This window comes from Pseudomonas sp. H1_A03 (assembly GCF_054685145.1).
Window position 1 is genome coordinate 1,608,341 of the sequence record NZ_CP162829.1, and the last position, 13,377, is coordinate 1,621,717.

Genomic DNA, 13,377 nt, shown 5'->3' on the forward strand with positions numbered 1-13,377 from the left:
GTTTGACCTTAGCGCCGTCCCAGTTTCAATCATTTCAAGAGTGCATTATGGAAATCGTTTTTCGCAGGACGCGTGTCCGCGCAATAGCCGAGCGGCTGCTGGCCGCGTTTGCGTTGTTCGTTGGCGGGGCCCCTGTGCAGGCCGCTACTGTGCCGCAGCCGGCCAGCGTGGCCTTTTGGTATGCCGATCAGCCGCCCCTGGCGGAGTTGGCGCAGTTCGACTGGGCTGTGGTCGAGCCCGGCCACATGACGCCCGCCGACGTCAAAACCTTGCGCACGCTGGGCAGCGAACCCTTTGCTTATTTGTCCGTGGGCGAATTCGACGGTAATAAGGCGGAGCTCGACAAAGCCGGCTTGAGCAAAGCGGTTTCCCCGGTGCGTAACGATGCCTGGGACAGCCAGGTCATGGACCTCACTTCGCAAGCCTGGCGTGAGCATTTATTTGCTCGCGCCAAAGCCTTGCAAGCCCAAGGTTATGGCGGTGTATTTCTGGACACCCTCGACAGTTTCCAGTTGCTGCCTCAAGCCCAGCGTGAAGCTCAGCGCGTGGGCCTAGCCAACCTGCTGCGTGAAATGCACAAGCGTCAGCCAACATTGAAGTTGTTCTTCAATCGCGGTTTCGAAGTATTGCCCGAGCTGGATGGCGTTGCCGCCGCCGTGGCAGTCGAGTCGATTCACGCGGGCTGGGACGCCTCCGCCAAGCGTTATCGCCCGGTCTCGGAGTCCGACCGCGAATGGCTTGAAACGCATTTGAAACCGCTGCGTGCCAAAGGCATCCCGCTGGTAGCGATCGATTACTTGCCGCCTGAGCGCCGTGAAGAAGCGCGCAAGCTCGCAAAGCGCCTGCGCGAAGAAGGCTACATCCCGTATATCAGCACGCCTGACCTCAACACCCTGGGCATCAGCAGCATCGAGGTTCAGCCACGCCGTATCGCGCTGATCTTCGACCCGCGCGAAGGTGCGCTGGAAGATGCTGCCGGTCATAGCGACCTCGGCGGCTTGCTGGAGTACCTGGGCTATCGCGTCGATTATTTTCCGGCCGACAGCAAGCTTCCGCTGTACAGCTTCAGTGGCCTGTACGCCGGCGTTGTCACATGGATGACCAGCGGCCCGCCCCAGGACCCGGCTGCGTTTAATCGCTTCATCAATGCGCGCCTGGACGAACAGGTGCCTGTGGCGTTTTTCAGTGGTTTGCCGATTGAAGACAAGCTGCTGCTCAAGCGCCTTGGCCTCAAGCGTGATGCGCCGCCCGCCACGCAGGTGCTGACCGTTACTCACCAGGACAAAGCCCTGGTGGGCGCATTTGAAGCGCCGGTGGTGCCGCGCTCGCGTGACCTCGCCGCCGTTTCCGTGATGCCCAATGGCCCGACAGCGGCGCTGTCGTTGAAGGGGCCCGGCGGTGACGTGTTCACGCCGGTGGTGGTCGGCAAATGGGGTGGCTTGGCACTTGCGCCCTATCTGCTTGAAACCAACAACGAGCGCAGCCGCTGGATCCTCGATCCCTTTGCGTTTCTCCAGGCCAGCCTGCACCTGCCAAGCCAGCCGCGCCCGGACAGCACTACCGAAAATGGCCGGCGCATTGCGACCGTGCACATCGATGGCGATGGCTTCCCTTCCCGCGCCGAAGTGCGTGGCACGCCTTACGCGGGTCGCCACACGCTGGACGACTACATCAAGCCCAACCCGTTCCTGACGTCGGTGTCGATCATCGAAGCCGAGATTTCGCCGCGCGGCGCGTTCCCCTTCCTGGCCCGTGAGCTGGAGCCGATTGCACGCGAGATCTTTGCCAACCCTAAAGTTGAAGTGGCCACGCATACCTACAGCCACCCATTTTTCATGCAGCCGGATAAAGCCAAGAAACGCGAGAACTTCAATCCGGAATACGGCATGAACATGAAGGTGCCTGGCTACGACAAAATTGATTTTCGCCGCGAAATCTTTGGCTCGCGCGACTACATCAACCAGAACCTGACCACCCCGCAGAAGCCGGTGAAATTGGTGTTCTGGCCAGGTGATGCACTGCCATCGGCGAGCACCATCCAATTGGCGTATGACGCTGGCCTGAAAAACGTCAACGGTGCCGAAACCATCATGACCAAGGCCAATCCGTCGCTGACCGGCCTTAACCCGCTGCTGCGCCCTACCGCAGGCGGCTTGCAGTACTACGCGCCGATCATCAACGAGAACCTCTACACCAACTTGTGGAAGGGCCCGTATTACGGTTTCCGCGAGTTGATCGAGACCTTCCAGCTCACCGACAGCCCACGCCGTCTGCGTGGCCTGCACCTCTATTACCACTTCTATTCCAGCACCAAGCAGGCGTCGATCAAGGCCATGCACGAGATCTATGGCTACATGCGCGAGCAGCAGCCGATGTCGTTGTGGATGAGCGACTACCTCGACCGTCTGCACGGTTTGTATCAGGCGAGCCTGGCACGCACCGCGGATGGCGCCTGGCAGATTCGCGGGATGGACGCACTGCGTACCGTGCGCCTGGACGCGCAAATGGGCTGGCCGGACCTGTTGCAATCGCAGGGCATCGCCGGCGTGCGCGATTTGCCGCAAGGGCGCTACGTGGCCCTGAGCAGCGACAAGGCGTTGCTGGTGCTGCGCCCGGATCGAGACCCGAGACCGGCGCTGGAAGAAGCCAATTTGCCTCTGCTGGACTGGCGTTACCTGGATGAGCGCCGCGTGAGCTTTGCGTTCGCCGGCCAATTCGACCTGACCTTCTCCGTACGTTCGGCTACTGCCTGCCGCGTGGAAGTGGATGGTCAACGATTTGCGGGCAAGGCTTCCGCCGGCCTGTGGACTTTTCAATTACCTATGAAGCAGGTGAGTAATGGTCAGCTCCTCTGCAACTAAAAACAGCCGCCTGCTCAATCCTTGGGCATTGGCGGTGGTGGCGGTTGCCGTAGGTGGCCTGTTGTGGGCGACCTTCCAGCGTGAAGAAGTGTTCCAGCCTGACGGTCGCCAGCCGGATGCGGTCTCGGCCAACTATGCCGAGCTGCTGCTGACGGCGCACCCGGACGACGATCACCTGCGTCTGCAACTGGTCGATTTGTTGATTCGCCTCGGTGACTACACCAAAGCGCGCCAGCACCTGGAAGCGTGGCCCAAGCCACAGCCGGAAACCCAGGCTTATTACCGCCTGGAACTGGATGCCCTGGTCGCCGACAGCAGCAACGACCTGATCGCGCAACGGGCCCTGGCCGAGCGCCTGGGTAGCTTCGACTACCGCAAGTTGCCGATGCCGCAGTTGCAAAACCTGGCCAAGCGCGCGTTGACGTTGCAGGCGCCGGAGTTCGCGGCCAACGTGTATGAAGAAATCGCCGCGCGCGATCCGGCGCAACGTGCCGACTCGCTCAAAGCCGCCGCGCAGTGGTACATGGCCGCCGGCCAACCGCAGCATGCCGCGGACATCTACTTGCAACTGCGTCGCGACGCCCAGCTACCGGCCGAGCGCCGTGATTATGCGCAGTTGGCGTTCAACAGCTTGCTGTCGGCGGGCCACGACGAACAGGCCGCGCAGGTGCTGTCCGACGAATTGCCCCAGCTCACCCAGTCCTCGGCCGATGTGGCGTGGTTGGAGCAGGGCGTCGATGTGGCCGTGGCGACCAAGCGCTTTGACCTGGCGCAGCGCGTGCTCAAGCAGTGGCGCGAGGTGCAGCCGGACAACCCGAAAATTGCCCTGAAAGAATTCCACGTGCGCCTGGCCATCAACGACCTGGCCGGTGCGTGGGAAACCGGCCAACAATTGACGGTCGACTACCCTGATGACCCCGTATTGCTCGAGCAAATGGCGCTCCTGGGCGAATGGCGCGGCGATAACGCAGCGGCCGTGGGTTATTGGATTCGCTTGCTCAAACTCAAGGAAGACCCGAAAACCCGCGAGCACGCTTGGCGCCTAGCGAGCCAACTGTTCGATTTCGACCGTTCGATCCCATTGCTCGCCGAAATCATGCAGCAGCGCGCGCTCACCGATATCGAGCTGGACGCCTTGGTCTACGGCCACGAATCGCGCGGCACGCCCGCCGAGGCCGAAGCCTGGTTGCGCACCTATCTGCGCAAATACCCAGGGCACCGCCTGGCGTGGACACGCTTGCTGCAAAACCTGGACAACACAGGGCAGTTCGCCGCGCGCAGCAAGGTCTACAACGACTACGCCAAACGTTTCACGCTGACCCCGGCCGAGCGAGTGGACTGGGTCGGCACCGAGATGAAGCTGTTTGACGAGCAGGCTGCATGGGACGTCGTGAAGTTGGATGACCCTTCGATCGAGGATCCTGAGTATTGGCACGCCCGCGCTAGCCTGGCGTGGGATCTGGAGCGTGATGAAGACCTGCGCGTTTCGTTGGAACGCCTGCTGGCGATCAACGGCAAGCTGGTCAGCGGCGACGAGAGCCAGCTCATCACCCTTTATCGCACCCGAGACCCACAGCGCGCCCTGGCCCTGATGGTCGCCAGTTGGAAACGCGCCCAAGACCCGCAACGCTTGGTCGAGGCCTTGCAGCTCGCCCAGGAATTGCAGGAGTGGGACCAAGTGGTCGCGTTGCTCGAAGACGCTAAACAGTACCCGGAGGCCTACGAGCAAGCCCAGGTCCTGGCCGTGCGGGGTGCATTGGCGATTGAGCAGGGCGACAGCGCCGAAGCCGAGCGTTTGTACCTGCTGGGCCTGTCACGTTATCCCAACGACAACCTGTTCCGCGAACGCATGATCTGGATGTATGTCGACCAGGGCAACACCGAGAAACTCAAGCCATTGCTGGCCAAATGGCGTGCCTATGCGCGTGAAGACCGTCTGCTCTGGCTGCCATTTGCCAGCGCCAGTCAGTTGTTGAATCGTGATACCGACGCCTTGGCCTGGTACCGCATGTACCTCAAGCTCACCCCGAACGACTGGCTGGTGCAGGCGGCATACGCCGACGCACTGGACACCGCCGGCTACCAGGATGCGGCGCAGCGGCTGCGTTTGAAACTGCTGCGCAATCCCGAGGCTGAAGGGCTGCAACCTTCGTCCCAGCGCTACGCAATCTGGTTGCGGCTGATGTCCAGCAGCTACTCGCCACGCAAGGCGCAGCAGGAACTGTTGAAGTGGAAAGACGGTTCGCCGTCGATGAAGCAGATGTGGTTCGAGCGCTTGCTGGCACGGCTGGATGCGACCAATCAGGAGTCGCAGAAAGACCAATGGCTGGAATGGGCACGTAGCCAAGGCCTCAAGGTCGACCGTTACGAGCAGATTCAGGAAGCGCTGCGCAGTCGCAACAAGGCCCAGGTTGAAACCCTGTTGGCCAGCAGCGACCTGAACCCGGCGCAACGTGCGCAGGCACTCAGCCGCCTGGGTCGCACCAACGAAGCGCTGGACGTCAGCTTGACCGCACTGGGTGACGACCAGCCGGAGTCGGTGCGCGAGCAACTGCGCCGTCAAGCCGTGGAGATCCACGAAAGCACCCCGCAAGGCGCGCTACTGTCCTACCAGAAGCAAGACTTCGGTGGCCTCTCGTTTGATGCGCCGCGCCTGGAAATCGCCCACAACCTGGGTGACAACTGGTACGCCGACCTCGAGATGGAGCACGGCAACTACAAGGGCGACGACATCATCTCATCGAGGATCGGTGACGAAAGCAACGCGGCCCTGACCTTGATTCGTTCGGTGGAAAACGGCAGCTGGAAGGTGTTCGCTGACACCAGCCAGCGCAAGGACGACGATCGCAACGGCCTGGGCCTGTCGCGCATGTGGCAGCTGGGTTCCAGCCACCAACTCGAGACCGGCCTGGACTGGCATCGCAAGAGTGACGACAGCGGCTTGATGCGCGCCTTCGGCCAGCAGGACCGAGCCTGGGTCGGTGGGCGTCATGGCCTGACCGCCCGGGACCAGTTGAGCTGGGAAGTGGCGCAGCGTTCGTTCTCTACCCGTGCCGGCGACTCGCTGGGTACCGGGCATGCGCTGAAGGTTGAGCTTAACCACACGCTGGAATTTGCCGGGCCTAACTGGACGGTGCGCGGCGGTGCGGATTATCAGAAGAACAGCGTGAAGGACCGGGAGCTTGACTACCTGTCGAGCCGCAACGGCGGCGCCGTCAAGGTGACGCCTCAGTCGATAGATACCGACACGGGTCTGCCTGATCCTCTCGATGTAGACCCGGTCACCGCCGACAACCTGCTGCAAAGCCGCTACGGCCAACTCTACGTCGGTACCACCTGGCGTCGCGGCATCCCTGGCGCGCTGGTGCGCACCAAGCCGCAATACACCTGGTTGGTGGACGTGACGGCAGGCTGGCAGTGGACAGACCAAACCTTCAACTACGGCATGAACACCGGCATCGGCTTTGAAGTGCTGGGTGACGACGAACTGGCCCTGACCGTCGGTTACCAATCTGCGCCACAAGGCGGGGATGGTAAATCCGGCGGAACACTGGGCATGAGCTACGGCGTGCGTTTCGGGCGCTGATTACAGAATCTCTACGGGAGAAAACCTATGCAAGTAATTCGTAAACTGAGCCTGGCGCTGACAGTCCTGTTCGTTGCCGGCTGCTCAAGCTTCACCAGTGAGACCAGCCCGAACCTGCCGCGCAATGCGCAGTGGGGCATCGTGCCGATGGTCAACTATTCGCAGACCCCGCAAGCCGGTGAGCGCAGCGAGCAGATCCTGCTCAGTGTGCTCAGCAGCCATGGTCTGCAACCACGGGTTTACCCTGTCACCACCCAGGGCGAACAAGCCTTGATGGACGACAATGAGCGTCTGGCCGGTGCCCTCGATTGGGCCCGTGAGCAGAAACTCGATTACGTGGTCGCGGGCAGCGTGGAAGAGTGGCAGTACAAGAACGGCCTGGACGGCGAGCCGGCGGTCGGCATCAGCCTGCGCGTGCTGGAAGCCAGCAGCGGCCGTGTGCTGTGGAGCAAAAGTGGCGCCCGCGCCGGCTGGTCCCGTGAAAGCCTGGCGGGCAATGCTCAAACAGTCATCGACAAACTTGTTGGCGCCCTTCGGTTCGAGTGAACGCAATGAATTCTCCACACATGGATTACAGCCTGGCGCCTCGCGCCAGCGGGCCGGTGTCTTGGCTGGAAACGATACTGGTGACGGGCCTGGCGATCGGCCTCGGCTTCTGGCTCACGCCTGAAGACCCGTTGCAGATGCATGCCGGTTTCCCCTGGCCGATCCTGGCACCGCTGCTGTTAGGTGTACGTTATGGCTTCGTGCGCGGCTTGTTCAGCGCGGTTCTGGTGGTGGCGGCGCTGTTTGCGCTGCGCAGCAGCGGGCACGAAGGTTACACCCAGCTTGATCCGTCGTTTATCGTCGGCGTGCTGGTGTGCGGGATGCTCGTCGGTGAAGTGCGGGACCTGTGGGTGCGTCGCCTTGAGCGTCTGCAGATGGCCAACGAATACCGTCAGTACCGTCTCGACGAATTCACCCGCGCCCACCAGATTCTGCGGGTCTCCCATGACCTGCTCGAGCAGCGTGTGGCGGGCAGCGACCAGAGCCTGCGCAGTTCCTTGCTGGGCTTGCGGGAAAAGCTGCGCGGCATGCCGGTCGAAGGCGATGCCCTGATCGCGCTGGCTGAGCCCATCGTAGCGATGCTCGGCCAGTACGGCGCCTTGCGCGTGGCTGGGTTGTACCGCGTCGACGACAGCGAAAAAAACATACTGCCGCAAGCCCTGGCGATGATCGGTGTGATGGGCCCGTTGGACGCGGGTGATGACCTGATCAAGCTGTGCCTTGAGCGCGGTGAACTGGTCAGCGTGCGCCAGGAATTGATTGATTCCGGCAACTCCTCGCAGTTTTCGTCGCTGCAAGCGTGCATCCCGCTGATCGACGCCGAAGGCAACCTGATGGCCATCCTGGCGGTTCGGCAAATGCCGTTCTTTGCGTTCCAGGACCGCACCTTGAGCCTGTTGTCGCTGCTGGCCGGTCACATCGCCGACCTGCTGCGTCGCGACCCGCAAGTGCTGCAACTGCCGGACGCCGACGCCCAGCAGTTCACGTTGCAACTCAAGCGCTCGCTGGTGGACATCGAGCAGCACACCTTGCCGGCCGGGTTGTTCGCGTTTGAGATGACGCGCCCCAACGACGAGCTGACGCGCCTGATGGAGCGCAGCCAGCGCGGCCTGGACCTGCACTTGCCGGTGCGCAACAACCGCGACCACGCGCTGCTGTTGGTGTTGTTGCCGTTGACCAGCCCGCAAGGCACCGAGGGCTACCTGGCCCGTATCAGTCTGCTGTTGCATGAGCACTTTGGTATCGACAGCGACTTCGAAAGCCTGGGCGTACGGGTGATGCCTTTCAACCTGGAGCCTGGCTGTGATCGCAACGGGCTGCGTAACTTCCTTTACAACGAGTGTGGCTTGAATGATCAGCAAGTGGCTGTTTAGCGGAGCCTTGTTGTTAGAGGCGGGCAGTTGGGCCAGTTTGTGGCTCGATGCGCCTCAATTGCACCAATTGCTGGTCTTCTCCTTCAGCCACGGGCTCGCCTGCCTGATGCTGTGCGCGGCCGTGTGGCTGTTGCTGCCGGCGCGCTACCGCAAGCCGTTGCCGTGGAGCCCGCTGTTCATCTTCAGCCTGGCGTTCTTTGTGCCGGTCATCGGCACCTTGGGTGTGGTGGCTGCGATCTTCCCGGCGCTGTACTTGCCGCGCAAACGCGACAAACAAGCCTGGCAGGCCGTTGGTATTCCAAGCTTGCCGTACCGCGCGCAGGCGCAATTGCACAAGCCGGTTTTCGCCGATGGCGGCTTACAAGATGTGCTGCGTCACGCGCCCGATCCGGACCAGCGTTTGTCGGCCTTGTTGGCCACGCGACGGATGCCCGGCAAGGAAGCGGTGCCCATTCTCAAGTTGGCGCTGGCAGACCCCAGCGACGACGTGCGCCTGCTCGCCTACTCGATGCTCGACAAGCAGGAAAGCGATATCAACCTGCATATCCAGATGGCCCTCGAGCAACTGGTGGATGTCAGTACGCGCACCGCAGGCCCGGTCCACAGCATGCTGGCGCGCTGGTACTGGGAACTGGCCTACCTCGGCCTGGCGCAAGGCAGCGTGCTGGAGCACGTACTCAACCAGGCCAGCGAGCATGCCGAGCAGGGCTTGGCGGCGGGCGAGGGCGGTGAGCTGTTCCTGCTGGCTGGCCGTATCGCCCTTGAGCGCGGCGAGAACGAGCGCGCCGAAGTCCTGCTGCGCCTGGCGGAAGAAAACGGCATGGGTTCGGCCCAGGTCTTGCCGTTTCGCGCAGAGCTGGCGTTCGAGGCCGGTCGTTATCACGAAATTCCCGGGTTGCTCGCCAGCCTTCCCGAGAAAACCCGCCAGCGGCCACCGTTCGCTGAGTTGGTGAGGAGCTGGAATGAGTAACAAGCAAGAGGCACCGATTGCAGACATCTGCCTGCTGCTCGAAGGCACCTGGCCTTACGTGCGCGGCGGCGTGTCGAGCTGGATTCACCAGATGATCCTCGGCCTGCCGGAGTTGACCTTTTCGGTGATGTTCATCGGCGGCCAGCGCTCAGCGTATGAGAAACGCCGTTACGAAGTGCCGGCCAACGTGCTGCACATCGAAGAGATGTTTCTCGAGGACGCGACCCATCCCACCCATCTGCGCGGCACACCGCGCGAAGCCGACCCACAGCACCTAGCCGACCTGTATCGCTTTTTGCATCACCCGGATCAGCCTGAACGTGAGCTGGGTGAGAAGCTGCTCGACTGCATCGCCAACGGCGACATGACCCTCGACGACGTCCTGCGCAGCCGCGCCAGTTGGGAGACGCTCAGCGAAGGTTATCGCCTGCATTGCGCCGACCCGTCCTTCGTGAATTATTTCTGGACCCTGCGCTCGCTGCAGTCGCCTTTGCTGATGCTGGCCGAAGCCTCGCGCAAAATGCCGCGGGCGCGCATGCTGCATTCGATTTCCACCGGTTACGCCGGGCTTTTGGGCTGCATTCTCAAGCAACGCTGGAACTGCGCCTACTTGCTCAGCGAGCACGGCATTTACACCAAAGAACGCAAGATCGACCTGGCCCAGGCCTCGTGGATCGCCGAGACCTCCGGCCAGGCGCTGAACCGCAGCCTCGACGGCGGCTCGGGTTACATCCGTACACTGTGGGTGCGCTACTTCGAGCGGATCGGCCAATTGGCCTACAACAGCGCCGACAACATCATCGCCTTGTATGACGGTAACCGTCAGCGCCAGATCAAGGACGGCGCCGAGCCTGCGCGCACGCAATTGATTGCCAACGGCATCGACCTGTCGCAGTGGAATCGTGTGCTTGAAACACGCGCGCCGGGCATTGCCCCGCGGGTGGGCCTGATCGGGCGTGTGGTGCCGATCAAGGACGTGAAAACCTTCCTGCGGGCCATGCGCGGTGTGATCAGTGCCATGCCTGAGGTTGAAGGCTGGATCGTCGGGCCGGAAGAGGAAGACCCGGAGTACGTCAGCGAATGCCGCAGCCTGATGGCCAGCTTGGGCCTGGAGGGCAAGGTGCACTTCCTCGGCTTCCAGCGCATCCAGGACATCCTGCCGCAGCTCGGCCTGATGGTGTTGACCTCGATCAGTGAGGCGCAACCCCTGGTGATCCTCGAAGCCTGGGCCGCCGGCACGCCGGTGGTCAGCAGCGACGTGGGCTCGTGCCGCGAACTGATCGAAGGCGGCAGCGCCGAAGACCGTGACCTTGGCATTGCGGGCAAGGTTGTCGCGATCGCCGACCCACAGGCCACCTCCGTCGCCATCCTGGAACTGCTGCGCAGCCCGGAACGCTGGCAAGCCGCACAGGCCAGCGGCCTGGCGCGGGTCAACCGTTATTACACCGAAGCCTTGATGTTGCAGCGCTACCGCGACCTGTACCAGGCAGCCATGGAGAACAGCTAAATGGCCGGTATTGGCTTTGAACTGCGCAAGATCCTCTCGCGCGACTCTTACACCGCCACCCTGCATGCCTACGTCTATGCCGGGCTGATCAGCTCCGGGCCGTGGGTGTTGTCGATCATCAGCGTGATGCTGGTGGGCATCATTAGCCTGGGCTTGATGTTGCCCAACTCGCTGGTCGGGCAGTTTCTGGTGACGGTGACGTACCTGATGGCCAGCTCGTTGATCCTGACGGGCGGCCTGCAACTGTTCTTTACCCGGTTTGTGTCCGACCAACTGTTCCAGCGCAACTACGAGCAAATCCTGCCCAACCTGCTGGGCATATTGCTGATAGTTACCGTGGGCGCTGGCGTACTCGGCATCATCCTGCTGGCGGTGCTGTTCGATCAGCCGCTGATCTACCGCGTGCTGGTGCTCTCGAACTTCGTGGTGCTGTGCAACCTGTGGCTGGTGATCATTTTCCTGTCGGGGATGAAAAAATATAACCGCATCCTGCTGGTGATGCTGGTGGGCTACTCGCTGATGGTTGCGAGCGCCTACCTGCTGAGCTTCCTGCAGATGCCAGGCTTGCTGCTGGCGCTGTTGATCGGGCACAGCACGTTGCTGTTCCTGTACCTCTACGACATCCTGCGCGAATACCGGGCTGAGAAGCTCATCGCCTTCGACTTCCTCGATCGCCGCAACGTGTTCCTCAGCCTGCTGGTGACCGGGTTCTTCTACAACTTCGGCATCTGGGTGGACAAGATCATGTTCTGGTTCAACCCGGCCACCTCCAACACCGTCATCGGCCCGCTGCGCGCCTCGATCCTCTACGACATGCCGATCTTCATCGCCTACCTCGCGATCATCCCCGGCATGGCCGTGTTCCTAGTGCGCATCGAAACCGACTTTGCCGAATGGTACGACCGCCTGTTCCGGGCCATCCGCGACGGCGAAACCCTGCAGCATATCGGCTCCCTGAAGACCGAAATGACCCTGTCCATCCGCCAGGGTCTGCTCGAAATCTGCAAAGTCCAAGGCCTCACCGTGGTGCTGCTGTTCCTCTTCGCACCACGCCTGCTGGACTGGCTGGGCATCTCCAGTTACTACCTGCCACTGTTCTACATCGACCTGATCGGCGTGAGCATCCAGGTCGTCTTCATGGCGCTGCTCAACGTATTCTTCTACCTCGACAAACGCCGCGTGGTGCTGGAACTGTGCGTCCTGTTCGCCGTCCTAAACGCCGGCCTGACACTGCTCAGCATGCACCTGGGCCCGAGCTTCTTCGGGTATGGGTTTACCCTGTCGCTGCTGGCGTGTGTACTGCTGGGGCTGGCGCGGTTGTCGTCGGCGCTGGAGGATCTGGAGTACGAGACGTTTATGTTGTCGCGCTGATCGCGGTGGCTGGCGAATAAAAAAGGCACTTGTCGGTTAGCGGCAAGTGCCTTTTTTGTTGCTGACGGCGGGTTATTGCCCGGTGTTTCAAGGAGACTCCAGCACCTTCAGGACTGTTTTTACGTACGCTCTTAACATGATCCCTATCCCTGAATGACGGCAAAAGGATACTGCCGCGCTGAGTGTAGGTCAGTCGTAGTTTTTTGCTCGAGCGGGAGAATCAAGTCGCTGTTTGTTTGTAGAGCAGAAGCTTTTTATGCGTCTAACTTACGCCGCGAGGGGGAGGGAGGCTCATTTCGCGAGGACTTTGAGAAGCCGCGGCGCAAGCTCAAACGGGGCGAGGCAACTCGCAATAACACCAAAGTGTAGAAACAACAAAGGCCCGCATTTCTGCGAGCCTTCGTTTTGTTTGGTGCCGGCACCAGGAGTCGAACCCGGGACCTACTGATTACAAGTCAGTTGCTCTACCAACTGAGCTATACCGGCGTGTTAGGGCGACGATTATAGCGATTGCCAAGCTTCTGTAAACCCCTGAATTCTGACTATTTTTGCAGAAGCCAAGGTTTTCTCGCAATGATCCCTTTTTCCTCGCAACGAGGTAGGATTCATCCCTCGTCATCTAGCGGTCTACTCGGCCTTGATCGAGGCAGCCTCCGCACCATTTCTACCAAAGGAAGCCCTACATGAAACGGACTCTTTCACTGTCCCTCATCCTTCTCGTCACGGCCCTCAGCGCGTGTTCCACCCATAAGCCTGGCAACGATCCAGCTTTGGTCGGCACCTGGAAGGGTTTGCGCACGGAGACCAGCAAGTGCCAGTTCCTGTCGTGGACCAATAACCTCAAGCCGGACGGCCGTTTCACTATTACCTTCTTCCGTGATGCGCAGCAGACTCAGGTGATTCAGACCGAGCAGGGCACGTGGGCAGCGGCCAATGGCAAGAATGAATTGCGCACGGATGGCGTGCCTTCGCCGGATATCTACACGTATAAACTGGTGGGCCCGGATACCGTGCATTACGTAAGTGTGGCGGCGGATCCTTCCAGTGATTGCCAGGGTGATTACGAGTTCACCGAGCGCCGCATTCGCCCTTAAGTCGATTGGTGTGCCAGAACCGGGCAGTCGGGTGCCCGGTTCGTTCATGTGTACAAATACTTTGGGGCC

Annotated in this window: 8 protein-coding genes and 1 tRNA gene; 8 read left to right on the plus strand and 1 reads right to left on the minus strand. The window is 61.3% G+C overall.

The features are described from left to right. Positions 1-47: 47 nt before the first annotated feature. The 7 genes from AB4O35_RS07475 to pelG are packed head-to-tail and all read left to right on the plus strand — an operon-like array spanning position 48 to position 12,214. Positions 48-2,861: a bifunctional glycoside hydrolase 114/ polysaccharide deacetylase family protein gene (locus tag AB4O35_RS07475; RefSeq protein ID WP_065875802.1), complete on the plus strand. Its 2,814-nt coding sequence runs from the start codon at positions 48-50 to the stop codon at positions 2,859-2,861. Further along, on the plus strand, positions 2,839-6,447 hold the full coding sequence (locus tag AB4O35_RS07480; RefSeq protein ID WP_065875800.1) for a tetratricopeptide repeat protein: 3,609 nt from the start codon (positions 2,839-2,841) through the stop codon (positions 6,445-6,447). Before AB4O35_RS07475 ends, AB4O35_RS07480 begins: the two co-directional genes overlap by 23 nt. A 27-nt stretch (positions 6,448-6,474) precedes the next feature. After that, positions 6,475-6,993 (plus strand): penicillin-binding protein activator LpoB, encoded by a 519-nt coding sequence (locus tag AB4O35_RS07485; protein WP_065875799.1) that lies wholly within the window; start codon positions 6,475-6,477, stop codon positions 6,991-6,993. Between the two features lie 5 nt (positions 6,994-6,998). Then, positions 6,999-8,366, plus strand: coding sequence for a PelD GGDEF domain-containing protein (locus AB4O35_RS07490; protein WP_065879782.1), 1,368 nt, complete (start codon positions 6,999-7,001; stop codon positions 8,364-8,366). Further along, positions 8,344-9,336, plus strand: a complete 993-nt coding sequence (locus AB4O35_RS07495; RefSeq protein ID WP_065875797.1) for a transporter — start codon at positions 8,344-8,346, stop codon at positions 9,334-9,336. The genes AB4O35_RS07490 and AB4O35_RS07495 overlap by 23 nt, the downstream gene beginning before the upstream one ends. Then, on the plus strand, positions 9,329-10,843 hold the full coding sequence (pelF, locus tag AB4O35_RS07500) for a GT4 family glycosyltransferase PelF (protein ID WP_065875796.1): 1,515 nt from the start codon (positions 9,329-9,331) through the stop codon (positions 10,841-10,843). Before AB4O35_RS07495 ends, pelF begins: the two co-directional genes overlap by 8 nt. Then, on the plus strand, positions 10,844-12,214 hold the full coding sequence (gene pelG, locus AB4O35_RS07505; protein ID WP_065945598.1) for an exopolysaccharide Pel transporter PelG: 1,371 nt from the start codon (positions 10,844-10,846) through the stop codon (positions 12,212-12,214). Positions 12,215-12,624: 410 nt separating this feature from the next. Here the strand turns inward: pelG and AB4O35_RS07510 are convergent. Beyond that, positions 12,625-12,700, minus strand: a tRNA-Thr gene (locus tag AB4O35_RS07510). A 197-nt stretch (positions 12,701-12,897) separates the two neighbouring features. Here AB4O35_RS07510 and AB4O35_RS07515 point away from each other — a divergent pair. Further along, complete coding sequence (locus AB4O35_RS07515) at positions 12,898-13,308, plus strand: hypothetical protein (RefSeq protein ID WP_065945592.1); 411 nt, start codon at positions 12,898-12,900, stop codon at positions 13,306-13,308. The last annotated feature ends 69 nt before the right edge of the window (positions 13,309-13,377 follow it).